This window comes from Acinetobacter sp. TR11 (assembly GCF_027105035.1).
Taxonomy (GTDB): Bacteria; Pseudomonadota; Gammaproteobacteria; order Pseudomonadales; family Moraxellaceae; genus Acinetobacter.
In genome coordinates this window covers 2,751,456-2,775,605 of the sequence record NZ_CP114256.1, presented here as the reverse complement: position 1 = coordinate 2,775,605, position 24,150 = coordinate 2,751,456, and the positions used below count along the sequence as shown (strand labels likewise).

Genomic DNA, 24,150 nt, shown 5'->3' with positions numbered 1-24,150 from the left:
AAGGAAAACAGCATGACTGCATTGAATGGTGTTGGTTTAGGCTTAAGGCGTGATTTTATTGATACCTTTTTAAATGCGGAATCACATCCAGACTTTATTGAAGTTGCACCAGAAAATTGGATGGGTTTTGGTGGGCGACATGCCAAGTTGTTGGCTCAATGTACTGAAAAATCACCTTTGGTGTGTCATGGTCTGTCCCTTTCTATTGGGGGACCTCATCCTTTAAATATTGAATTTATTCAACAGATCAAAGCATTTTTAAAGCAGTATCAAGTTTCCATCTATTCTGAGCATCTCAGTTATACCTCTGATGGGGGGTATTTATATGATCTATTACCGATACCGATGACTGAAGCTGCGGTCAAATATGTCGCTGAGCGTATCTTACGTGTTCAAGACATTTTAGGGCAGCGCCTCGTTATTGAAAATGTATCTACCTATTTAATGCCAAATGCAGAAATGAGTGAGGCTGAGTTTGTTTGTGAAGTACTTGAGCAAGCAGATTGTGAATTATTACTTGATGTTAATAATGTCTATGTGAATAGTATCAATCATGGCAGTGATGCTCATGGCTTTATCCAAGCGATGCCTAAAGAACGCATACGTTATATGCATATTGCTGGGCATGAACAAATGAATGAAAGCTTATTGATTGATACGCATGGTGCCGAAATTTGTGATCCTGTATGGCAGCTATTGCAATTTAGTTATCAACATTGTGGCGTTAAACCAACCTTGTTGGAAAGAGATTTTAATATTCCATCATGGCAACAATTACAGCAAGAATTGACAACAATTAAAACGATGCAGCAACAGGAGAACGGTTATGGTGCTCAAAGAAAGCACTTTCCAAACCACTCAGCAGCAATTCTGTAATTGGATTCGTGTACCAAATGCTGAACACGCTAAAATATGTGATCTTGAGAAAATGCAGATTTATCGAGATTTATTGTTCAACAATATGTGTTCATTTATAAATTTAGTTTATCCCATAGCTCGTTCTATTTTACCTGCGGATCAATGGCAGCTTTTATTGGAAGAATTTTTTCAAAAAGCTAAATGCCAGTCACCTTTCTATAATGATATTTCGTTGCAATTTAGAGATTATTTGACTGAAAACCGACATCCAGTTTTAAGCCAATATCCTTGGCTAGAAGAGTTGTTACAGTTTGAGTGGCTGGAGTTGTATTTAGATACGCTTGAAATTGAAGACATTAACATTGTTGAAAAGACAAGTTGGCAACTCAGACATAAAGTGTGGATCTTGGTCTATCAATATCCTGTTTATGCTTGGACGGTTGATACAACGCTGACAGATATTGAAGTAATGCCAAGCGCAATTATGGTTTGGCGAGACCATCAGGATAAGATTTGTTTGGAAAGATTGTCTCCCTTATTTGCGATGTTGATTGAGCAAATGAACCTAAAGATATACTCAGAGCTTGAGCTTCATGACTTAATTAAATTAATTGCACCAACTTTTTCTGAGCAAGAGATTACAATACAACTGCATCAGTTGGCAGCAACACTCACGAATTTAGGCTTGTTAAATCATTCTCAGAACAGTAATAGGAAGTGATCATGTCTGAGGCTGAATTGAATAATAATCAAGAGATATTACATCAGCTTGAAAATCCTGAATTTCTAATGGATTTAAGACAACAGATGCTGAAGTTTACTGTTTTACAACTGTCCTCATTTCAGCAAGCTGAAGATGTGGTTCAAGAAGCATTAGTGAGTGCTTTGCAACATTTAGACTCTTTTTCAGGAAGAGCGGCGTTTAAAACGTGGGTTTTTGCGATTTTAAAAAATAAGATCATTGATCTGATCCGACAAAAGTCTCGATTGGTGACGATGACTGAATTATTTGATGAACAAGATAATGAGTTGAGTATCGACGAGTTATTTGATGCTTCGGGCCACTGGCATAAATATCAAGCACCTAAAGCGTGGCAAAGCCCTGAAGAAATGATGGAACAGCAAGATTTTTGGATTGTTTTTGATGCTTGTTTGAATCATTTGCCTGCTAAATATGCGCAGGTGTTTATGTTACGAGAAGTAAATGAACTCAGTTCAGATGAAATTTGCGAAAGGCTAGAGATTACTGTCTCAAATTTTAATGTCTTGATGTATAGAAGCCGAACTAGATTACGTGAATGTCTAGAAAATAAATGGTTACTTAAGGAGGATTGCTCATGCTAACTTGCCGACAAGCAACACAGTTAATATCCGAGAAACAGGATAGACCACTTCAGTTTATAGAGCAGAGCAATCTACAATTACATTTATTTGCTTGTCGTTCTTGTCGCCGTTATGGCAAACAAATCAAAACACTTCGCCAGCTTTCAAAAGCGTTTAGCAAATACGAGGGTTAAATGTTATTAAGTATGTGGATTTTAGCTTTAAATCATAAGACTGAAATTTAAAAGATAAAAATACCAACTATCTGAATAATTGGTATTAGATGCTTTAATTTGAAAATAGATTGTTAATGTAACGTACTTTGATGAGCAAGCTCAATTTGGTTCAAGATATGATGGCTCATATTCTTCGCCATTTCTTCTTTCGCATAGAAAACTTCACCAATATTTTCATCGCGAATAACAGCAGCCTCTTCCTTGCTTTCAGCACAGATCAAGACCTGAATCTCAGGATTCAATTGCTTTGCAATATCGACAATACGATGAATATCTAAAATATCCATAGGGGAAATAACCAATAAACGAGCATGTTGAATATGGGCTTGTATGAGTACATAAGGTTCAGTCGCTTCACCGCTTACAGCAGCCATTCCTTGGGCACGCAGTTTTTCAACAATCTCACGATTTTCTTCAGCAATCACGACCTTGATATTCTGTTGCATCAGGTTTTCACTAATGCGGCGTCCTACACCACCATAGCCAATGATCACCACCTGATCACGTAAATAAGCTTGATCAACTTCATCTGGAAGCATGGCAAGCGGGTCGCCACTGCGTTCTAATAAGCGAGCTAAATGTGAGCGTTCTCGTATCCAGCGTTGAGCGGGTTCAATCGCTGAAAATACAAATGAATTTAAAGTTATTGAAAATAATGCGCCAGCAAGAATCAAGTTTTGTGCATCTAGGGTGAGTAGACCGAGTGACAAGCCTAATGTTGCTAAAATGAATGAAAACTCACCAATTTGTGCCAAACTAGCGCCTACAGTGAGAGCTGTATTAATTGGGTAGCGGAAGAATAAAACTAAAGCCATCGCTGCTAAAGTCTTACCAATCATGATAATGGCAACGACAGCTAAAATATGTAAGGGCTGTTCAATCAAGATTTTTGGATCGAATAACATTCCCACTGAAACAAAAAATAAGATCGCAAAGATTTCACGCAATGAAAGCGTCTCTTCTTCTGCTCTATGACTAAAATCAGATTCCTTCACCACCATGCCTGCAAAGAATGCACCTAATGCCATAGAAACGCCGAAAACAGCATAAGAACCATAAGCAACTGAAACAGCTGACGCAACGACTGTGAGCGTGAATAACTCGCGTGAACCTAAACGAGCAACACGTTGCATAATCATCGGTATGAGACGTTTACCAATAATCAGCATAAAGGCAATAAAGCCTGTTACTTTCAGTAATGTCAGTCCAATAGTGATCCAAATATTTTGAGATGGGTCAGCCCCCGCTAATGGATGTCCGCCAAGTAAAACAGCTGTTGCAGGTAACAGTACCAAGACCAAGACCATAACGAGGTCTTCAACTAACAGCCAACCCACAGCAATTTTACCATTGACAGAGTCGAGTAGGCCGCGATCGCCTAAGGCTTTAAGTAAGACCACAGTACTGGCACAAGAAAGACTTAAACCAAAAATGAGTGCTGAACCAAAACTCCAGCCCCAAAACATAGACACACCAATACCAAGTAAAGTTGCGACGGCGATTTGTAGAATTGCACCTGGTAACGCAATACGGCGGACTTGTAATAGATCATTGAGGGAAAAATGCATCCCTACGCCAAACATTAAGAACATTACCCCGAGTTCGGCAAGTTGATTGGCGAGATGTATATCTGCCACGATACCTGGGGTGTTTGGGCTTATAATAATACCTGCTACCAAATAACCAATTAATGGTGGTAGACGTAAACGTGCGGCTATATAGCCAAAAATAAGTGCTATACCGAAACCGACGGCAAGTAATATAATTAAATCAACATCATGAGGCATTGAAACTCCTTAATCATTGCGGTTAAGGTACAAATAATTCAGCATAAAACATGCCAAGAAAACAGCGAATAAATTGTAACAAGTAAAATCGGATTTGTTGATGACAATTTTTTTATTTATCAAAAAAAATTATGAGATAGTGATTCATTTTATTTTAGCTAAAACATTTTGTTTAGCAAAAAAAAAACGACTTCAGTTGAAGTCGTTTTTTTAAGAAAACTAAAATTATTTAATTTTAGCTTCTTTGAAGATTACGTGTTGACGGATTTTTGGATCAAATTTTTTGATTTCCATTTTTTCCGGCATAGTACGTTTGTTCTTAGTAGTGGTATAGAAATAACCTGTACCAGCTGTAGAAACGAGGCGGATTTTATCACGCATTGTTCAGACTCCTTAGATCTTTTGACCTTGAGCACGGAGATCAGCAACAACTTTCTCAATACCCAATTTATCAATAATACGCATACCTTTAGTGGTTAAACGAAGACGTACAAAACGCTTTTCGCTTTCTAACCAAAAACGGTGGTGGTGCAGGTTCGGCTCGAACCGGCGTTTGGTTTTGTTGTTTGCGTGCGATACGTTGTTACCAACGATAGGACGCTTGCCGGTAACTTGGCAAACCTTAGACATGGTGAACTCCATTGCTAGTTTATATAGCACCGTTTCGTGCAACTAGCCATTCAAGTAAACGGATGAAATCATTCAAGGGGCGTTTTATACCAAAAATACGATTAAAAGACAAGCGAATTTGGTAAAAACAGGGCATGATCTGGTGTGATAGATCATGCCTTGATCAGCTTAGCGGAATAGTGTTTTCAAAAGCAGTTTATGTGTTGGTTTGTTGTACGGTGGTAGAATGAATTTTAAACTGTAGAGTTTAGGGCTTACAGGGTTTGACATCATAGAGCGCTCATGAGAGAAGCTGAAGAAGCCTTCTTTACCATGATATTTGCCCATACCCGATGCACCAATACCACCAAATGGGAGATCATCTTGCGCTACATGAGTGAGGGTTTGGTTAATACCAAAATGTCCTGAATGGGTACGTCCTGCAACATAATCAGCACGAGCCATGTCAATATCAAAATAGTAGAATGCCAGTGGACGTGGTCGACTATTAATGAACTGAATAGCATCTTCAATATGTTCATATTCTAAAATAGGAAGAATTGGACCAAAGATCTCATTCTTCATAATTTCCATTTCAGTGGTTACGCCTGTAAGTAAGGTTGGCGCAATTTTACGAACTTCAGTTAATGATTCTTTCTTGGTATTCAACTCTACAATCGTTGCACCTTGCTCACGTGCATCTTCTAAATAGCCTTGTAAGCGATTGTATTGTTTATCGTTCACAATTGAAGTGTAGTCTTTGTTATCACGTAGGGTTGGATACATCGTGTTGACAAAGTCATTGTAATGCTTGGTGAATTCCGCTGTTTTACCCTTCGGAATAAACATATAGTCTGGCGCAACACAAGTTTGCCCTGCATTCCAAAGTTTACCTACCGCGATACGTTGTGCCACATCACGAATATTCATTGCCGAATGTACAAGAGCAGGCGATTTTCCACCTAACTCTAAAATGACAGGAACTAAGTTCTGTGATGCTGCTGCCATCACGGTTTTGCCGACAGACGTTGAACCTGTGAAAATTAATTTATCAAATGCTAAGTGGCTGAATGCATCTGAAATTGCGCCACCACCATTGACAACCGTAACCAGTTCTTGAGGGAACACTTCAGCAAGTGCATTTTCCAATACAGCACCAAACTGAGAAGATGCACTCGAAATCTTGATCATGGCATGATTACCCGCAGCTAATGCGCAGATCAGTGGGCCAACAGAGAGCAATAATGGATAGTTCCACGGAGCAATGACTCCGATGACACCTAATGGTTGATATTGTACCCAGCCTTTTGCAGGTTGGTGTAACATGCTGATATGGCGCTTAGAGGGCTTCATCCACTCAGTTAAGTTCTTGCTATAGTATTTGATATGTTCTAAACATGTTAGAACTTCGCCAATTTTGGTTTCCATAATGGCACGATTGCCATAATCTTGACTAATTGCGTTAGCAAATTGATCTTGATATTTTACCAAGATATTTTTAAGTCGAGCTAAGCGTTCAATACGTTCTTTGGCGCTTGGCACAGGATGGCGTTGGTAAGCTGCTTTTTGCTGTTCAAGCAAATCATGTAGCCGTTTCACATCAACATGAGGTGTCATAGCGGTTGTTTTTGTTTGACTGTTCATAGGAGTGGACCAAAAGAAAGCTTATTATTTTTTAATTTTTAGAGTAAATACTCTAAAGTGTCAAGTCGCTTTATAGGTTTGTTTTATAACCTATTGATAATGTTATAGATGGTTAAACTCAATGTCGCACGCTAAACCGAATAAAACAAAAGATAGAATTCTGCAAATCAGTTTGCAGTTGTTTAATGAGCGTGGAGAACGTTCGGTCACAACCAATCATATTGCTGCTGAACTCGGAATTAGCCCAGGCAATCTGTACTATCACTTCCGTAATAAACAGGAAATTATTAAAGAATTAGCACAGCAGTATCAGGCTGAAACCTTGGAAATGCTGGCATTACCAACAGATCGACCTTTAAATGCCAATGATAAAATTAGCTATTTTCAAGTGTTAAGCAATCAATTGTGGGCTTATCGCTTTATTCACCGTGACGTCTATCATCTTGTTGAAAATAATGAAGACTTCAGAAAAATATATCCGCGTTTTGCGGGGCAGGTGATGCAGCAAGGGCAAAAAATTTATCGTGCCTTTGTGGATGCCGGTTTGATGAAGATGACCGATTCGGAAATTGAAGCGTTGATTATCAACTTGTGGATTGTACTCACCAACTGGACTAACTTTTTGTATATGTCAGGGCATATCAGTGATAACAACCATTTGGAAGAAAAATGGGTATGGCAAGCTTTACGACAAATGGTGTTCTTGGAAGGCCCGTATTTAATGGGTGAAAGTCGTCAAACGTATGAACAATTATTAAAGTCTTTAGGCCCATCTGACTTATTTGCGAGTTTATCTAATCTGAAAAATGATAGTGATGAATAAGTGATAGGTATTTAGTCACAAGCAAAAAAGAGCTAGAATGCTCGGCTTGATTTTTAATTTTGATTCCAATAAGTGATATTAACCACATGAACACGACGACCGCCCACACTGCACGATTATTGATTACTTGCGAAGACAAGCCAGGAATCGTGCAAGCCGTATCGAGCTTTTTGTATCATCAGGGAGCAAATATTACCGCACTTGATCAGTATGCTACAGAAGCTCAAGGCGGACGTTATTTCATGCGTGTTGAGTTTGAACTTGATCATTTACATTCTCGTAAAGAAGCATTGATGCAAACCTTTGCTGCCAACGTTGCTGAACGTTATGAAATGCAATGGAAATTGACTTTTGTGGGTGAACTAAAGAAAGTGGGTATTCTCGTTTCTAAAGTGGACCATGCTTTATTGGAATTATTATGGCGCCATGCACGTGGCTCATTGCCATGTGAAATTACCCAAGTCATCTCAAACCATCCAGATTTGCGTGAATCAGTTGAAAATTTTGGTATTCCATTCCATGTAGTACCAGTCAATAAAGACAATAAAGTCGAAGCTTATGCACAAATTAATGACATGATGCAGGGCAATGATCTATTGATCTTGGCGCGTTATATGCAGATTTTGAGTGAAGACTTTGTTGCCAAGTGGGAAATGAAGATTATCAATATTCATCATTCATTCTTACCTGCTTTCGTTGGTGCAAATCCATATAAGCAAGCGTATGAGAAAGGGGTGAAATTGATTGGTGCAACAGCACATTATGTGACTGCTGATCTTGATCAAGGCCCAATTATTGAGCAAGATGTTGAACGTGTTAGCCACGATTACAATGTAGAGCAATTACGTGAGTTAGGTGAAGACGTTGAGCGTAATGTATTGGCTCGCGCTGTAAAATGGCATTTAGAAGATCGAATTATTGTGGATGGTAATAAAACGGTTGTTTTCTAAATCAAATAGAATTTTTAAAAAAGCATGCTTTAAAGCATGCTTTTTTTACATTGATATTGCTATGTTATAACATTTTATTTTATTAAGTGTATATTTATCAATTTGTTGAGCATGATTCACAAAAAACCAGTTGCAAATGAAAACACTTCTCATTTATTATTATGCCACTTTTATTGTTCTATCCGATGCGTGAAATCGTTTTTACTTTGTAAAACGTCACCATCTATATAGGTACTTAGATTCTTATGAGTCAATCTCCTGCGATATTCAACATGCCACACCCGATGAAAAAGAAAATCATCGCTGCCTTAGTTGCAGTTGTGATTGGACATGTAGGAGTTCTGTGGGCGGTGAGCCACATGAAAACGATTGAGTTAAGACCAATCGAGAAAGAACCGCTTAAGGTGAAGTTCGTTAAGATTAAAGAACCACCAAAACCTGAACCACCGAAACCTAAAGAAAAGCCAAAACCTGAACCTAAAAAAGAGGTGAAGGAAGTTAAAGTTGTTGAAAAACCTTTACCTCCACCGAAAAAGATTGAAAAGGTTCAACAGGTCAAAGAGGCACCAAAACCTGTTCTTCAAAAAACTGAACAAAAGATTGAACCTAAAGTTGAAACCAAGGTCGTGACCACTGTGACTGAAAAAGTGGTTGAAAAACCACAACCCGTTCAGGAAGTTGCGAAACCACAACCTGCTGCTGATCCATCACCAAAACGAGTTTCAATTGGTGGGTCAGGTATTCAGTGGAGTCGATCTCCAAAAGTATCATTTACACCTAAAGATTTAGAGAATCAAACTCGTTTAATTAGTGTGTATATTGAGGCTGATGAGAAAGGCAAAATCACGAATGTACGTATTACACGTAGTAGTGGTTTGCCTAATATTGATGAAAAAACTTTGCGTGCGATACGAAGTTCGAAATTTAAACCGTATATGGAAAATGGTATTGCTTATCCAATCAAAACAGAGCAGCCGTTTGAGTTTAATCCTTAATAAATTTGCGTCCTAGTGACAGATTAAATCAGGAGTTCGTATATGAACTTTTCAGTTTATTGGCAACATGCAGATGCAGTAAGTAAAACACTGTATTTCATCCTTTTAGCAATGTCGATTGCAACGTGGACGATCTTTATTCTACGTCTATTAGGAACACGCCAATTAAAACAACAAGCTTATACTCAACTTGTTCAAGCTTTGGCTAAGCTTAAATCTAAGTTACAGCCTTTATCATTTGAACAACGTAAAGCAGTTGCTGAACAAGCATTGCTTCGCCAAATTTCTGCAGAAAAATCTCAAGCAGAAAAAGGTGTATCTGTTCTTGGAACGATTGCTTCACTTGCGCCATTTGTGGGTTTATTTGGTACAGTTTGGGGTATTTTCCATGCATTGGTTGCGGTAGGTACAAGTGGTCAGGCGGGTTTAGCTCAAGTTGCAACTCCTGTTGGTGAAGCATTGATCATGACTGGCTTGGGTTTATCTGTGGCGATTCCTGCGGTATTGGCTTACAACATTTGTGTGCGTTTTAATCGTGGTTTAGCGCATGATTTACAAGATCAAGCACATAGCTTGTTAATTGATACGATGTTGCAGCAAGAAACACCTGTAAAGACAGAAACTAAAGCGACTCAACAAAGTTTAGTTGGAGGTCAAGCTTAAGATGGGCTTTCAATTGGGTGAAGACCACGACAGTGGCATGAATGAGATGAATCTTATTCCTCTGATCGACATTATGTTGGTATTGATGATTATCTTTTTAGTCACAGCAACGGTTGCTAACCCATCAATTCCATTAGCTTTACCAAAAACGACCGCTGACATTGTAGACCCACCACCAAAAGCAATCACCATCAGTATTAATGAAAAAGGTGAAGTGGCATGGGATGCTCAAATTATTAGTTTGGATGAGTTACAGACGCGTTTCCAAGAAGCAGGAAAAGCAGAAACAAAACCGACAGTACAGTTACGTGCTGATAAAGAATCAAAATACGATACAGTAGCGCAAGTCATGTCACGGGCGAGTGAAGCAGGGCTGAGTGATATTGCATTTGTGAGTGAAAACTAAAATTTGTTTCATAAAAAAAGCAACTCAGTGAGTTGCTTTTTTTATGCTTACTCTGTTTTGAGTAGTTCCAGATATTTTGAACGTAATTTTGACAGTTTTGGGGGAATGCTAAAATTGCAGTAACCTTGTGATGGATTACGGGCATAAAAATTTTGATGGTATTCTTCAGCAGGGTAAAATGTTGGCGCTAGGCTAAGTTCAGTTACGATATTGAGACCATCATTTTCTAAATCTTGAATAATTTTCTCCGCTTGCTGCTTTTGTTCATCATTAAAATAATAGACAACAGAACGGTATTGAGTGCCAATATCATTACCTTGGCGGTTTAACGTAGTTGGATCGTGGGTGGTAAAGAAAACATTTAGAAGTTGAGTATAATTGATTTGCTGTTCATCAAAGTCAATCAATACAACTTCTGCATGTTGAGTATTACCTTGGCAAACTTGATCATAACTTGGATTGTGAACGATACCACCAGCATAACCACTCACAACTTTTTCGACGCCTTTTAGTTGTAGAAAAACAGCTTCTACACACCAAAAGCAACCTCCACCGAATAATGCTTGTTGCATAAATTTTCCCAATTTTTAATTCTAAGAATACTACTAAAGTATACGAAGTCACTGAAAAGTAAAAGCCCATTATCAATTAGAGATTTAGCTTTTTATGTCACAAAATCAAATAACTGATTCAGTATCCCTTATAAATTTCATAAAAATTCACCTAAGCCCTAGCATATTTTCCTATGTATTCATGATGTGGCATTTCTATCCACGATCTTGCAATAATTTGCGAGGATGATTGTGGATTCGCGATCATCAAGTGAATACATGTATTTTGATTGATTTAAATCAATCAAGATGGACTACAGAAGGAGATTCAGTATAGTTTTGTTAAAAAGCGAAATGCACTAATTTGCTTTTGGTAATCCATGCCGAATGATTTTCGAAAAATATTCACTGGATTGATCTGGTTGTTGTTCGTATTTTTCAGCACGTGTATTAATCCATGCCAATTGATACCATTCTTTCATACTATAATTTTGATTGAGTGCTTGTAGATCAAAAAGATAATTGGGTAAATAGCCTGAAGCCAGTAAACGATAATCTTTAGGTAAAGTTTGTGGGTTGATCGCTTGGATCATGTCAAAAACGAGCGTTGTACAATTACTTGTAAGCGTGTTGTACCATTTTGCTTCAGCACGTAATTCATCTGCTTTATGTAGATATTCGATAAATAACGCTTTACGTTCGGTTTGAGGCATTCTTATTGGAAATAAATAAACTTGTTCATGACGAATATTACTTCGCGTATAAATCAGATCTTTTTCATCAGAAGCCACTAAACTGAGTTCATATTTACGGAAAAAGCCACCAATCGCGGAAAATTCTTCTCCTTTTTCTTTGCGAATCTCGATAGAAAAAACCAAAGGTTTTTGATCTGAGAAATCGAAACTCACCAACGTATGCGCGATTTGAGGTCCCATCCAGTAGGATGTGATGACATTGACACCTGTAATTTTATCTAGGTCAATTGTACGATTTTCCCAGTGAATGTCATAAGTGCCATCTTTATGCCAATTAAAATTACGCACATTATGCAGCTGTACTAGATTGCCTCGCTTTTGGTAAGTAAGCTGCTCAGCGACTTCAGGGTTCCAGTCACGATCTTGGCGAGCCTCTAATGAAAAATACCAGACCAGTGAACAGGCGAAGGCAACACAGTAAATTAAAATATCAGTGCGGCGACTAAAAATATGCCCACTGACATAAACACCAAGTAGGCTGAGTGCAAACAGTGCCCAAAAAATGATAATGATTCGGCTAAAGATTGTTCCAAAAGGATGTTGAATCCAGAATGCCAGACATAACCAGATACTGGAGAGGATCACAAATAAGGCAAAAAAACTATGTAATAGCCCAATGCCTAACGCCAGTAAAAACTCACGTGATCCAATATTATGCATGATGACGCGCGATCCATTTTTTATTTTTGGTAGGTCGCAAACTCGAAAGCAATATTTGATTTTTCATCAATGTGTTGTTCTGAGTTTACTTTGCGAAAATCCTCAGAGATTTTTGGATAATGTGCATCGCCTTGTACATCTAAATCAACATGGGTTAATTCAAGACGATCGGCAATCGCAAGGGTTTGAGTAAAAATCTCTCCACCTCCAATAATAAATAAAGATGCTTTTTCAGAGTGTTGTACGTCTGTAAGTGCATGAGTTAAAGCATCTTCAATGCTATGAGCAACCTTAACACCCTCAAATTGCCAATCTAAATCACGCGTGATGACCCAATTCACACGATTTGGAAGTGCGCGTCCCATTGACTCTAAGGTTTTACGCCCCATGATCACAACACCACCTTGGGTAATTGCCTTAAAGTGTTTGAGATCAGCGGAGATATGCCACGGTAAAGCATTGCCCTTGCCAATACAGTTATTTTTATCCATTGCGACTACGTGTACAACTTCAAGACCTTGCCATGCCATTTTGTATTCTCTCTGATCGATTTAAACTGCGACGGGTGCTTTAATAGCAGGGTGTGACTCATAGCCAATAATTTCGATATCCTCAAATTTGAAGTCAAAAATATCAGTAATCTCGGGATTGAGTTTTAATTGACACAAGGGTAGCGGCTCACGTGTAAGCTGCAACTGTGCTTGCTCAAAGTGATTGGCATATAAATGAGTATCACCGCCTGTCCAAACAAAGTCACCTACACCTAAGCCGCAAACTTGAGCAATCATATGTGTAAGTAGGGCATAACTGGCAATATTAAATGGCACACCAAGAAATACATCAGCACTTCGTTGATACAGTTGGCATGACAGTTTGTTATCTTGTACGAAAAACTGAAACAGGGTATGGCAAGGTGGTAAAGCAACTTTAGCAGCTTCATTTGGGTTCCAACCTGAAACGATCAAACGACGTGAATTTGGATTAGTTTTAATTTCATTCACAAGCCATTGGATCTGATCAAAACCATTTTGCTGATAGCTACCATCTTCATTTTGGGTTGCGCCAAAGTTGCGCCATTGATGCCCGTAAACAGGACCAAGTTCACCCTCAGGGCGACCAAAACGTGCAGTTTGTTCCGCGGTTGCCCATTCATCCCAAATGCTGACTTTATTATCTTTGAGATATTGAACGTTGGTATCGCCTTTTAGAAACCATAGTAGTTCAATCACGATAGAGCGAAAGTGTACTTTCTTGGTCGTTAATAGTGGAAAACCTTTAGAAAGATCAAAACGCATTTGATGACCAAATACTGAACGTGTACCCGTACCTGTACGATCGCCTTTATCGCCACCATTGTCGAGGATATGTTGTAAGAGGTTCAGGTATGTTTGCATCTTCACGCCTATCTTTGCTTTTGAACGCGCTGATTTTATCAGAATTTATGTGATAAATATCTTTTGAATTTGGCGACATTGATTGTCGCAGTCGAATCTTTATGCTCTGTTCCAGTATAGCCGATTGTTTTATATTAGATTCTATAAATAACGACATGGGTAATGAATACAATGAATTTTAAACCAGAAAGTTTGCCGAACAGTTTGCAGCCATTCTTAGAAAAAATTTCAGCTACTATTTTGCCAACAGTAACTTTACAGCTCAGTTCAAACGATGCCTTGACTGTATGGCAAAGTAAGATTGGGGGAGAACCGTACTTACCTTTGGATACTGCTTATCCTTTAGATTCTAATGGTAATCCTCTTGCTTTATTGGCTCAGTTTAATTTTGCGGAAATTCCAAGTTTACCTAATTTCCCAGACAAGGGAATTTTACAGTTCTATATTGCTGCAGATGATTTGTACGGGATGAATTTCGACGACCAACAGCAGCAATCTGGTTTTAGGGTTTTATACTTTGATCAAGTGATCGAGGATACTTCACAATTAAGACAGGATTTTTCTGAGTTTGAGTTGGGTGAAGAGGATTATTTACCTTTTACTGGACAATACTCGATTGAATTTACCTTAACTACGCAACCAATCAGTTTGGGTGATTTCGCTTTTGCGCCGAAAATCTTAGGGACTGAAGACCTTTATGATTTTGAAGATCAATTTGAGGGTGGTGATTTTGAAGATGATTTTATCGAACCTTATCATGAACTTTTATCTGCAAGTGGACACCGTTTAGGCGGTTATCCATTTTTCACCCAAACTGATCCACGTCAATATAATGCAAATATTCAGGATTATATTCTACTATTTCAGTTGGATAGCGAAGATGCAGAGAATGAGATTATGTGGGGAGATTCAGGTGTGGGGAATTTCTTTATTCACCCTGAAGACTTAAAGAAACGAGACTTTTCCAAAGTGCTATATAACTGGGATTGTTACTAAATAAAAAAGCGGATGATCACTCATCCGCTTTTTTATTTTAAAAACTTATTCACTGATGAAAGTAACTTTGCCATCAGTCAAAGACTCAACACGCGCTAAAGATTCAACACGATAGCCTTTTTCAAGTAACACATCACGACCTGGTTGGAATGACTTTTCAATCACGATACCAACACCAACAACCTCAGCATTTGCTTGGTGAATCAAATCGATTAAACCTAATGCCGCTTGACCATTTGCCAAGAAGTCGTCAATTACAAGTGCTTTATCACTTGAGTTGATGTGCTTGTTTGAAATCGCAATGGTGCTTTCAGTTTGTTTGGTGAACGAGAACACTTTAGAACGGTAAAGATCATCTTTGAGTGTTAAAGATTGGTATTTACGCGCGAAAATTACTGGAACACCCAGCTCCAAGCCAGTCATGATTGCAGGTGCAATTCCAGAAGCTTCGATCGTAATAATTTTAGTAATGCCAGCATCTTTAAAACGAGCAGCAAACTCTTTACCAATCTGTTGCATTAACACGGGGTCAATTTGATGATTTAAGAAAGCATCAACTTTCAAAACCTGATCAGATAGAACGATACCTTCATTTAAGATTTTCTGTTCTAAAGCGTACACGGGAGAATCCTCTAAACGGATGCTTTTTCAAGCAAAGGCATATTTTAAAAAGCATCTAAAAAATTGCAAGCTAAAATTGACCAGATGGTTAGTTGGTTTTACCCGAATAGCCTGTTAATAATAAGCCATAAGACGATTTACCATCATTATGTGCCATTTTTACAGGGAGATAATCCAGTTTTGGTGCTAACCAAAATACCGTATTACGTTCTGGTTTATCGTGTTGCATAACGACTTTAATGGTGCTGAACGTCCCATAATTGGTTTTGATGTTTTCAGTGCCTTGCTTAACAAAACGGCGTTCATCTAAGGCTTTTGCATCAGCAATTAAATATTTGGTTCTAAGTGAATTACTTTTTAAATCCTCACGGATTTGCAATTCAGCATTCAACTCATCTAACGCACCTGCTTGCCATGGGAATGAGCGAGCAGTGTCATCTTTTTTCGTATTCACAACTTTAGTGTTTGGATTAAAGTTAATACTCATGGTGTTGTTGTGAATTAAAATTTTACTGCTACGGCTAAATTTTTGTGATGTAATCTTATTATCCGCAAAACTAAATTGACTTGTTTCCGAGGCTGAGGCAATTCCGCCTGCTTTTGCACTAAACTGATAGGTCCAATTATTTCCTTGTTGCGAAAGTGTACGTGTCGCTGAACCGAGGTTTTTGTTGTTGTAGCTAAATTGATAGCTTGCTTGGAAAGGTGCCATTGCTAGAGCATGGCTAGACATGCTGACACTGAACAGGGCAGCCGACGTAATACTCACTACTTTCAATAATTTCTTTGTCATCACACTATATATCCTTTGAATGATCATCAATGAGCAATCATTCATTTATCATTACGATTTGTCGTTATTATGCCTGTAGATTATGAAGAAAAAATCAGGTTTTTTACTCAATGCTTGTTAATTTTTCGTATAAATCATGATGGTATTTGAGTAAGTGGCATAAATCTGAAATTCATACCACCCTGTTCAATACGATTATTTTCTAGTGTCTTTTTGCTGAATTGGCGTGACTTCTGTGTCATCTAATCCTTCTTCATCAAAGTCATCTTCATTTGGCGGATACAAAATGGCAGCCAAATTGACGTTCCCCCAAACAATCAGTTCGGCTGGACGGACTCTGGCGCGGTTTACATGAACTTTGCTCAGCGTTTCAATAATACTCGGTTTCTTTTTAAACCAGCGATTTAAATCTAAATAAAGCAATTCATCTTTGACTGAAACAACTTCAAAATGCTCTAAGATTTTTCCTAGAGGATCTTCATCACGAAATTTTTGGTAATACCAAATCGCAATATAAAATCCCCATTTTTGGAAAATATTCTTAAATGATGCTTCAATCACTTGTGTATTACTAATTTGTTCGAACACCATCAGTTGAACATCTTTATTCATTTCCATCTGAATAAGTTTTAAATCAACGGATAAGGTGGTATGTAGCCCTTTAACATCAATCGTGGAATATAAACGTAGCCATCCATCATATAGATCAGCGTGTAGATCTTGAATAATTCCAACTTTTTCTGTGACATAACGCTCCATTGTTGCATTCACAAATACCTGTGAAAGTGCAAATTCTCTTTCTTCTTCAATGAATTCTTCTGCTTTTTGGTAAACTTTACGTAGACGTTTAACAACGGATGAAATTAGCGTTTGCATAAAAGTTGTTCCAGAAAGTGAATTGATTATAGATTTTTTGATGTTTCTAACCGAACTCAATCATCAATAAATCTGACGGCAATACCACGATCTTTGTATTAGCTAAAAAATAAAAATAAATTTCTGACTTGCAGTGTAGCAAAATTAATTGATACATTTTCATAAAATGATGGTACGGAAACACTGTGACTATAAGTGGATCACATTTTTTTAATATTTTGAATATTAGTTTGGTTTTATACGGTGATTGCTGTTGGGGATGAGACATATTTTGTCGCTTGAATGCCATGTGGAATAAAAGAAATTTTCGTTCAGTACTGTCCCCTTACTGGTGGCAAGATCCAATTTTTATCGGGGCAGTTGCGTTAGCAATGCTTCTACATGGTGCTGTGCTTGCAATTCAGTTCGCAATGCCATCACCTACAGATACATCAACCAAAGAAATCGCAGTTACGGTTCGTACAAGTCAAGAAAAAGTCAAAGATGCCGACTTCTTGGCGCAAGCTGATCAAAAAGGTTCAGGTGATTTTCGTGAAGCACATCGTATGTCGAGTGATATGCCAGCTCCGATGGAAGCAGATGCGACAACAGGAGAGTCAGAGCTCGAGAGTTTAGAGAAAGTCCAGCAAAAACGAGAATTAAAATTTGAAGAAAAAGTGCTCATGACGGTTTTAAGCTGGCAGAAGCAAGCAGAGCAAACTGAACGTAAAAAAACCTTAGATGAGTTACAGAGTCAATTTCAAGCCAAAGCCGCGATGGTTGCGAGCTTGGAAGCACAATATTTACAACATCAGCAAAATTTTAGTCGTAAACAACGTATTAAAACAGTAGATGGGATTCAGGCAAAACAAGATGCATCAGCAGCTTATCTTGATAAATTTCGTCAGAAAGTTGAACTATATGGTAATCGTTATTATCCAGATGAAGCGAAACAACGACATTTATCGGGTGAAGTGCGTTTAATGGTCATTCTGAATGCCGAAGGTGGAATTCGAGCAATTCGTCTTATAGAAAGTTCTGGACATCCCATTTTAGATGAAGCGGCAAAAGCTTCGGTGCGCCGTGGAGCACCTTTTGGACCCTTTGATAACAATATGAAAAAGGACATTTCTGAATTACGAATTATTCGAACATGGCGCTTTGATCCTGTCGATGCGGAATTTGAAGTACATTAAAAGAGTGTACTTCTTTTTTGTTGTATTTTATAAAAATAAATAAAATAATAAAAATCAATGTATTAATTTTTAGAAAAACATATAATTTAGATTATTAGATAAAAAACAAATAATTGAGTTTAATCGTTAGAGCTTGAATTGATAACAAAAACAATTATCATTTGCATTATATTTTGAGCTAATTCTCCTTTTGAAAATGAATGCATCCTTCTTTAAATTTATCGGGGGAATGAGATGCATGTTTTCAAGACCGTTCCCTTGCAATAAGGACATATTTCATGCATCAACCTCCAACTTTAAACCTGTTTAAAGCCCGCCCACTGGTATTGGCAATGGCTGCGATCCTGTTACCTTCATTGGCTTTTGCAGAAGAAGAAGCTAAAGAAAATGCAAAATTGCCAACGATTACCATCAAAGCAGAAGAAGGGGCTTTTGCTGTAACTGAAGGAAAGAAAAGTTATACAGCTAAAAGTACCAATACGTCGACCAAACTCAATTTATCGCTTAGAGAAACACCACAATCGGTCAAAGTTCTCACCCGTGAGTATTTGGATGATGCAAATATTACATCGTTTCAGGACTTGTTAAATAACGTCACAGGCGTGACTGTGAACCAGTGGGATGAACGTCAGTACCCAACAGCACGTGGTTTTGATGTTGACTATTATCTGTTTGATGGTGTTCCAAGCAATGTTGGAATGGAAGCCAATGATCCTGATTTAACCATGTACGATCGGGTTGAACTGGTGAAAGGCGCAAATGGTTTGATGACAGGTGCTGGGAATCCTGCAATTGCAATTAACATGATTCGAAAACATGCTAATGCGAAAGAGTTGACAGGGAATGTCAGCACTTCTTTGGGCTCATGGAATGCATGGTCAAGTTCAGCAGATATTTCCACACCATTAAATGCCGATGGCAGTGTCCGTGGTCGTGTCGTCGTGAAGCACGAGGATACGGATTCGTATATGGATCGCTACGAAAAAACTAATAATGTTGCTTATGTGGTGGTTGATGCTGATATCACGGATAAAACCTATGTTTCTGTAGGTGCTGGTTATCAAAACCTAGAGAGGGATGGTGTACGTTGGGGAGGGTTACCAGCTTTCTATACCGATGGTACACGAACTAATTTTGACCGTTCGAAAACAGTTTCTTCTGATTGGACGTTTTGGGATACGGATACCACCACGGCTTTTGCGACATTGAAGCAGAATCTATTTAACGATATCAATTTGAATGTGAACTACGCTTACCGCGAAGTAAAACAAGACACGGCTTTATTATATCTAGGTTCAAGTTATGACAGTGACGGAAACGTTGTTCCAAACTCTGGGCGAGTAGATAAAGCAACCAATACGGGTTTTGGTTCATTGATGACTTGGTCAGATATAACAAAGACCAAAGAAAATAATATTGATACCTATCTCTCAGCACCTTTTATGCTGGGGGGGGTAAAGCAGGAAATTGTTGCAGGTTTTATGTATAACCAAAGCAAGAAAGATAAGTGGTATTCAGGAACGCCGCCGATTGCATCAGGTGCTGTACTCGATTTTGATCATCCAAATATTCCATTAATTGGCGCAATTCAGAATAATAACTTGTATCAACCTCCAAATAAGACCACACAAACAGGTGCTTATCTTGCAGGCAAGTTTAGCTTATTAGAGCCATTGAAGTTAATTACAGGTGTTCGTGTATCTAATTGGAAATATGAAAGTGACGATGGTGTAGGCAATCGAGAATTTAATAATGAAGTCACGCCGTATGCGGGTTTAGTTTTTGATTTTCTTGATAATTATTCTTGGTATACAAGTTATACCAGTATCTTTAAGCCAGAAGATAAAAGAGATGTTAATCGCCAATACCTTGATCCAAGAGAAGGTAAAAGCTATGAAACTGGTTTAAAAGGCGAGTTTTTGGATGGGAAGCTGAATGCAGCTCTATCAGTATTTAAAACTCAACAAGATAATGTTGCAGAAGAGATTAATGGTGTTTTTGTACCCGATGCAAATGGCAACCCTACCAATGAAAAAGCTTATCGCAGTGTGGATGGTGTTGAAAGTAAAGGGGTTGAGTTTGAATTAGATGGGGAAATTAGAGATAACTGGAACCTGAGTTTTGGTGTTGCACATTTCAATGCCAAAGATGCAAAAGGTGAAGAAGTTCAAACTATGTCTTCAAGAACCAGTGCCAATCTCTTTACCAAATATACGCTCGATAAATGGAGTGTTGGTGGTGGGCTAAACTATAAGAGCAAATTTTATACTGGAGAAGGCAGTCAACGTATTAGCCAAGATGCATATGCTTTAGTAAACTTAATGGTGGGCTATGATATTGATTCAAATATCAAAGCGCAGGTTAACTTGAATAATATATTTGATAAAAAATATTATACGGGTATTGGGAGTAACAGTATGGTCTATGGTTCACCTCGTAACGTGACTTTGACGCTACGCTACCAATTCTAATTATCTTGAGAAATAAAAAAACGGCTGAATTCAGCCGTTTTTTATTGAAGATGTGGATAAGTTTGCATCTATTCACAAGCTATTTTGATTTGAATAAGCACGTTCAACTGTGCAGATTTCCACACTAAAATCCTGATACCATTTTTCTTTGCCCAAACGCTGAGCAACTAAATGTTCTGCATCGCGTTGCCACTGCTTGATATCTTCAAGACTGTTCCAGTAAGACAACGCGATTTCAAAACCATTTTCACTACACGCTTCAAATTTGACACAGTTAAATTGACTCAAGGCTTTATTTCTCAGCTTCTGTGCCATTTCAGAGTAAGTTGCATCAAGTTGTTTGATCGTAGCTTTAAAAATAACGATATACATAGTGTCTTAAATTAGCTTTCATCTGCTTGATAAGGGTTGGCGATCCCTAGTTTTTTTAGAATCTCAATTTCTAAGGCTTCCATTTCTTCAGCTTCAGCTTCACTGGTTTCATGATCGTAGCCAAGTAAATGTAAAACGCCATGAACCAGTAAATGGGTGAAATGATCAATAGGTGTTTTTTGCTGTTCAGAGGCTTCTTGTAAAACCACAGGGATACAAATCACCAAGTCACCTAAAGGTTCAGCATCCAGTAAGTTGAGCATTTCTTCAGGAATATCGCTTGGAAAAGACAATACATTGGTCGGTTTGTCTTTTTCACGATATTGCAGATTCAGCTCATGGCTTTCTGCGAGGTCGACGCAGGCAATTCCGATTTCGCAGTCTACGTCGAGACCGACATGACGGAGTGTGGTTTCAATCTGCTTTTTAATTTGACCACGTTTTAGTGGTAATTCATTCGCTTGAAAGTCTTGTTGAAGACTTAAATTGATTTTCAAAATAGATCCTTAAAATCGTCCCCCTGATATGCGATTAAAGTATTGCAATAAAAGGGGGAGTGAGGGGGATTTTTAAATGTGTTGCGCATCTGCCGCAGAATCATTTTCTGCAATCAATGCTTCTTGTTTGGCTTTGCGTTCAGCACGAGCTTCAGCAGACAGGCGTTGCTGTTCACTGTCCCAACCTTCGTAGGCCTCAACAATTTTTTGTACCAATTGATGTCGTACCACATCACGGGAATGGAAACGAGTGATATGAATTTCATGTACATTTTCCAGTACACGTAATGCTTGTGCTAAGCCCGATTGTTGCCCACGAGGTAAGTCAACCTGTGTCACGTCACCTGTAATCACAGCACGCGAACCAAACCCTAAACGGGTAAGGAACATTTTCATCTGTTCTGGTGTGGTGTTTTGTGCTTCATCTAAAATGACGAATGAATGGTTCAGCGTGCGTCCACGCATGTAGGCAAGCGGAGCAACCTCAATCACTTGGCGTTCAATCAGTTTGGCCACTTTTTCAAAACCCAGCATTTCATATAGAGCATCGTAAAGTGGGCGTAAGTAGGGATCGATTTTTTGGGTCAAGTCACCCGGTAGAAAACCAAGTTTCTCGCCAGCTTCAACCGCAGGACGAACCAGTAAGATTCGTTGGATTTCATTACGTTCTAACATATCAACAGCAGCAGCAACTGCTAGATAGGTTTTACCTGTCCCTGCTGGGCCAATACCGAAGGAAATATCACTTTGTAAAATACGTTGTACATAGCGTTTTTGATTGGCACCACGAGGATTGATTCGCCCTTTGCGAGTTTGCAGCCAAACGCTATCTAAGCCTGTATGTTCTTGTTCCGAATCATCCATGAAATCACGATCTGTCTGTGAACCTTGGATCATCAAATGTAAAACATCGGCACTGATTTGTGAGGAAATTTCTGATTCTTGATAAAGCCGTTGCAATAGTGCTTCGGCTCTTTCAACTGTTTCTATATCACCGTCTAGATAAAAGGCATCGCCTCGGTGAGTAATTTTGACATCTAAACGTTGTTCGATTTGTTTTAAATGCCCGTTATACGCACCGAGCATGCTTTTCAAACGTTCCATGGAAATTTCAGGGAACGTTACTGTACGTCGAATCGCTGCAGTCAAGAGAAACCCTTTTTGTTGACTTGTAAGAATACCCTTACATTACGCCACGTCAGGTTCAAGATTCAAGAGTTCACCATAAACTAAATTTAAAGTTTTAATTTCAGTGATCTCAATCTCTGCAAAACGTCCAACCCATGTCGCATCACCGATAAATGTAACCAAACGAGTATTGTCTGCTGTGCCAACCAATACATTTGGATCTTTATCCGAAACTTTCTCAATCAGCACACGTTCAATCTTGCCGAGCATGGCATCTGTTTTATCAATACTAGATTGTTTGATCACTTGCTGTACTTGTGCTAAACGATCTTTTTTGACTTGTTCAGGGGTGCTATCAGGTAGGTCAGATGCAGGTGTTCCCGGACGTTTTGAGTAAACAAAACTATATGAATGATCAAAATCTAAATCTTTAATGAACTGTAAGGTTTCAGCAAAGTGTTCATCTGTTTCCCCTGGAAAGCCGATGATGAAATCGCTAGATAAATGCATATCTGGGCGGACTTTACGTAATTTGGCAATTTTATCGATGTAGACATCAATGGTGTGGTTACGTTTCATGGCTTGCAGTACATCGTTTGAACCACTTTGTACTGGCAGATGTAAATGTGAAACCATTTGTGGTAAATCACGATAGCATTGAATTAAATCATCAGAAAATTCAAGCGGATGAGAAGTTGTATAGCGTAAACGTCCAATACCCGGAATTTCTGCAACTAAACGCAGCAGTTCAGGGAAAGTGCAAATTTCACCTTCAAACGTTTCACCACGATAGCCATTCACGTTTTGACCAAGCAAGCTGATCTCACGCACGCCTTTTTCAGCTAAGCCCGCGATTTCAGCCAATACATCATCGAGTGGACGAGAAACCTCTTCACCACGAGTATAAGGTACGACACAGAATGAACAGTATTTCGAACAACCTTCCATGATTGAAACGAATGCTTTAAAGCCTTCCACACGTGGCTCAGGCAAAAAGTCAAACTTTTCAATATCTGGAAAAGAAATATCAACTAATTTGATTTTTTCTTTCTTTGGTTTTTCAACTTGAGCTTGATGTTGATCCAACATTTGTGGCAAACGATGCAATGTTTGTGGCCCAAATACCATATCGACGTACGGCGCGCGTTTTTGAATATTGTCACCTTCTTGAGATGCAACGCAGCCACCGACACCAATCACTAGATCAGGATTCTGTTCTTTGAGTTTACGCCAACGACCTAAGCCACTGAACACTTTCTCTTGTGCTTTTTCGCGAATTGAGCAGGTGTTCATGAGCAGAATGTCTGCATCATTTGGATTGTCGGTGAGTACATAACCATGTGAATCACCCAATAAGTCTGCCATACGATGACTGTCATACTCATTCATCTGACACCCTTGTGTTTCAATATATAACTTTTTAATTGAAACATCAGTGGTGTGCGTTGGCTGGGTAACAGTGTTTTCTGAAGCAGCTTTTACAGCATTTGGAATGAATGTTTGAACCGTCATGCAGGCTCCTAAACAAGGTGGATTTAAACAAACCGCGGATTATAGCAGTATTTTT

General features: G+C 38.6%; 27 protein-coding genes. 12 read left to right on the top strand and 15 right to left on the bottom strand.

Translation table 11 applies throughout. The annotated features are described in order from the left end of the window. The first annotated feature begins 12 nt into the window (after positions 1-12). The 4 genes from O1450_RS13430 to O1450_RS13415 are packed head-to-tail and all read left to right on the top strand — an operon-like array spanning position 13 to position 2,375. Positions 13-876, top strand: a complete 864-nt coding sequence (locus O1450_RS13430; protein WP_269228831.1) for an HvfB family MNIO-type RiPP peptide maturase — start codon at positions 13-15, stop codon at positions 874-876. Continuing rightward, entirely contained in the window at positions 827-1,579 is a 753-nt protein-coding gene (locus O1450_RS13425; RefSeq protein ID WP_269228830.1) for an HvfC family RiPP maturation protein, read from the top strand. The genes O1450_RS13430 and O1450_RS13425 overlap by 50 nt, the downstream gene beginning before the upstream one ends. A 2-nt stretch (positions 1,580-1,581) precedes the next feature. After that, complete coding sequence (locus O1450_RS13420) at positions 1,582-2,202, top strand: RNA polymerase factor sigma-70 (RefSeq protein WP_269228829.1); 621 nt, start codon at positions 1,582-1,584, stop codon at positions 2,200-2,202. Beyond that, positions 2,196-2,375 (top strand): zf-HC2 domain-containing protein, encoded by a 180-nt coding sequence (locus O1450_RS13415; protein ID WP_050041726.1) that lies wholly within the window; start codon positions 2,196-2,198, stop codon positions 2,373-2,375. Before O1450_RS13420 ends, O1450_RS13415 begins: the two co-directional genes overlap by 7 nt. Before the next feature lie 113 nt (positions 2,376-2,488). On the opposite strand, the gene O1450_RS13410 is transcribed toward O1450_RS13415, so the two are convergent. From O1450_RS13410 to O1450_RS13395, 4 genes are all read right to left on the bottom strand, one after another. Continuing rightward, positions 2,489-4,204, bottom strand: coding sequence for a cation:proton antiporter (locus tag O1450_RS13410; protein ID WP_269228828.1), 1,716 nt, complete (start codon positions 4,202-4,204; stop codon positions 2,489-2,491). Positions 4,205-4,429: 225 nt separating this feature from the next. Then, positions 4,430-4,585, bottom strand: coding sequence for a 50S ribosomal protein L33 (gene rpmG / locus O1450_RS13405; protein ID WP_003654787.1), 156 nt, complete (start codon positions 4,583-4,585; stop codon positions 4,430-4,432). Between the two features lie 12 nt (positions 4,586-4,597). Beyond that, positions 4,598-4,834, bottom strand: coding sequence for a 50S ribosomal protein L28 (gene rpmB / locus O1450_RS13400; protein WP_004649871.1), 237 nt, complete (start codon positions 4,832-4,834; stop codon positions 4,598-4,600). Positions 4,835-5,002: 168 nt separating this feature from the next. Continuing rightward, entirely contained in the window at positions 5,003-6,457 is a 1,455-nt protein-coding gene (locus tag O1450_RS13395; RefSeq protein ID WP_269228827.1) for a coniferyl aldehyde dehydrogenase, read from the bottom strand. Positions 6,458-6,578: 121 nt separating this feature from the next. On the opposite strand from O1450_RS13395, the gene O1450_RS13390 reads away from it, so the two are divergent. The 5 genes from O1450_RS13390 (at position 6,579) to O1450_RS13370 (ending at position 10,294) form a co-directional block, all read left to right on the top strand. Beyond that, positions 6,579-7,280: a TetR/AcrR family transcriptional regulator gene (locus O1450_RS13390; protein WP_269228826.1), complete on the top strand. Its 702-nt coding sequence runs from the start codon at positions 6,579-6,581 to the stop codon at positions 7,278-7,280. A gap of 86 nt (positions 7,281-7,366) precedes the next feature. Then, entirely contained in the window at positions 7,367-8,230 is an 864-nt protein-coding gene (gene purU / locus O1450_RS13385; protein ID WP_269228825.1) for a formyltetrahydrofolate deformylase, read from the top strand. A 245-nt stretch (positions 8,231-8,475) separates the two neighbouring features. Then, complete coding sequence (locus O1450_RS13380) at positions 8,476-9,225, top strand: energy transducer TonB (protein WP_269228824.1); 750 nt, start codon at positions 8,476-8,478, stop codon at positions 9,223-9,225. Positions 9,226-9,267: 42 nt separating this feature from the next. After that, positions 9,268-9,888, top strand: a complete 621-nt coding sequence (locus O1450_RS13375; protein WP_269228823.1) for a MotA/TolQ/ExbB proton channel family protein — start codon at positions 9,268-9,270, stop codon at positions 9,886-9,888. 1 nt (position 9,889) lies between these two features. Beyond that, the gene (locus tag O1450_RS13370) at positions 9,890-10,294 is read left to right on the top strand and encodes an ExbD/TolR family protein (protein WP_046738246.1); all 405 of its coding nucleotides are present in this window, start codon (positions 9,890-9,892) and stop codon (positions 10,292-10,294) included. A 47-nt stretch (positions 10,295-10,341) separates the two neighbouring features. Here O1450_RS13370 and msrA read toward each other — a convergent pair whose 3' ends face one another. The 4 genes from msrA to thyA form a co-directional block, all read right to left on the bottom strand. Further along, complete coding sequence (gene msrA, locus O1450_RS13365) at positions 10,342-10,866, bottom strand: peptide-methionine (S)-S-oxide reductase MsrA (protein ID WP_269228822.1); 525 nt, start codon at positions 10,864-10,866, stop codon at positions 10,342-10,344. 338 nt (positions 10,867-11,204) lie between these two features. Beyond that, positions 11,205-12,260 (bottom strand): Lnb N-terminal periplasmic domain-containing protein, encoded by a 1,056-nt coding sequence (locus tag O1450_RS13360; RefSeq protein WP_269228821.1) that lies wholly within the window; start codon positions 12,258-12,260, stop codon positions 11,205-11,207. Between the two features lie 20 nt (positions 12,261-12,280). Further along, on the bottom strand, positions 12,281-12,790 hold the full coding sequence (locus tag O1450_RS13355) for a dihydrofolate reductase (RefSeq protein ID WP_018677325.1): 510 nt from the start codon (positions 12,788-12,790) through the stop codon (positions 12,281-12,283). Between the two features lie 21 nt (positions 12,791-12,811). Beyond that, on the bottom strand, positions 12,812-13,654 hold the full coding sequence (gene thyA / locus O1450_RS13350; protein ID WP_046738249.1) for a thymidylate synthase: 843 nt from the start codon (positions 13,652-13,654) through the stop codon (positions 12,812-12,814). Between the two features lie 171 nt (positions 13,655-13,825). Here thyA and O1450_RS13345 point away from each other — a divergent pair, with 171 nt between their 5' ends. Then, positions 13,826-14,650: a YwqG family protein gene (locus O1450_RS13345; protein ID WP_269228820.1), complete on the top strand. Its 825-nt coding sequence runs from the start codon at positions 13,826-13,828 to the stop codon at positions 14,648-14,650. A gap of 45 nt (positions 14,651-14,695) precedes the next feature. Here O1450_RS13345 and O1450_RS13340 read toward each other — a convergent pair whose 3' ends face one another. The 3 genes from O1450_RS13340 to O1450_RS13330 form a co-directional block, all read right to left on the bottom strand. Further along, positions 14,696-15,271 carry a xanthine phosphoribosyltransferase gene (locus O1450_RS13340; protein ID WP_269228819.1) on the bottom strand — a complete coding sequence of 192 codons (576 nt, stop codon included), beginning with the start codon at positions 15,269-15,271 and terminating at the stop codon, positions 14,696-14,698. 88 nt (positions 15,272-15,359) lie between these two features. Next, positions 15,360-16,064 (bottom strand): DUF3108 domain-containing protein, encoded by a 705-nt coding sequence (locus tag O1450_RS13335; protein WP_420001492.1) that lies wholly within the window; start codon positions 16,062-16,064, stop codon positions 15,360-15,362. Positions 16,065-16,259: 195 nt separating this feature from the next. Then, a complete protein-coding gene (locus O1450_RS13330; protein ID WP_004658922.1) occupies positions 16,260-16,940 on the bottom strand; it encodes a hypothetical protein in 681 nt (226 codons plus the stop codon). A 287-nt stretch (positions 16,941-17,227) separates the two neighbouring features. Here O1450_RS13330 and O1450_RS13325 point away from each other — a divergent pair, with 287 nt between their 5' ends. Together O1450_RS13325 and O1450_RS13320 are read left to right on the top strand one after the other, a co-directional pair. Beyond that, a complete protein-coding gene (locus tag O1450_RS13325; protein WP_269228818.1) occupies positions 17,228-18,115 on the top strand; it encodes an energy transducer TonB in 888 nt (295 codons plus the stop codon). Positions 18,116-18,393: 278 nt separating this feature from the next. Beyond that, on the top strand, positions 18,394-20,586 hold the full coding sequence (locus tag O1450_RS13320; protein WP_269228817.1) for a TonB-dependent siderophore receptor: 2,193 nt from the start codon (positions 18,394-18,396) through the stop codon (positions 20,584-20,586). Positions 20,587-20,658: 72 nt separating this feature from the next. On the opposite strand, the gene O1450_RS13315 is transcribed toward O1450_RS13320, so the two are convergent. The 4 genes from O1450_RS13315 to miaB form a co-directional block, all read right to left on the bottom strand. Continuing rightward, positions 20,659-20,958: an antibiotic biosynthesis monooxygenase family protein gene (locus O1450_RS13315; protein WP_269228816.1), complete on the bottom strand. Its 300-nt coding sequence runs from the start codon at positions 20,956-20,958 to the stop codon at positions 20,659-20,661. A gap of 11 nt (positions 20,959-20,969) precedes the next feature. After that, positions 20,970-21,455, bottom strand: coding sequence for an rRNA maturation RNase YbeY (gene ybeY, locus O1450_RS13310; protein ID WP_087537278.1), 486 nt, complete (start codon positions 21,453-21,455; stop codon positions 20,970-20,972). A 72-nt stretch (positions 21,456-21,527) separates the two neighbouring features. After that, positions 21,528-22,604: a PhoH family protein gene (locus O1450_RS13305; protein ID WP_005218240.1), complete on the bottom strand. Its 1,077-nt coding sequence runs from the start codon at positions 22,602-22,604 to the stop codon at positions 21,528-21,530. A 39-nt stretch (positions 22,605-22,643) separates the two neighbouring features. Beyond that, positions 22,644-24,095, bottom strand: a complete 1,452-nt coding sequence (miaB, locus tag O1450_RS13300) for a tRNA (N6-isopentenyl adenosine(37)-C2)-methylthiotransferase MiaB (RefSeq protein ID WP_269228815.1) — start codon at positions 24,093-24,095, stop codon at positions 22,644-22,646. Positions 24,096-24,150: the final 55 nt, after the last annotated feature.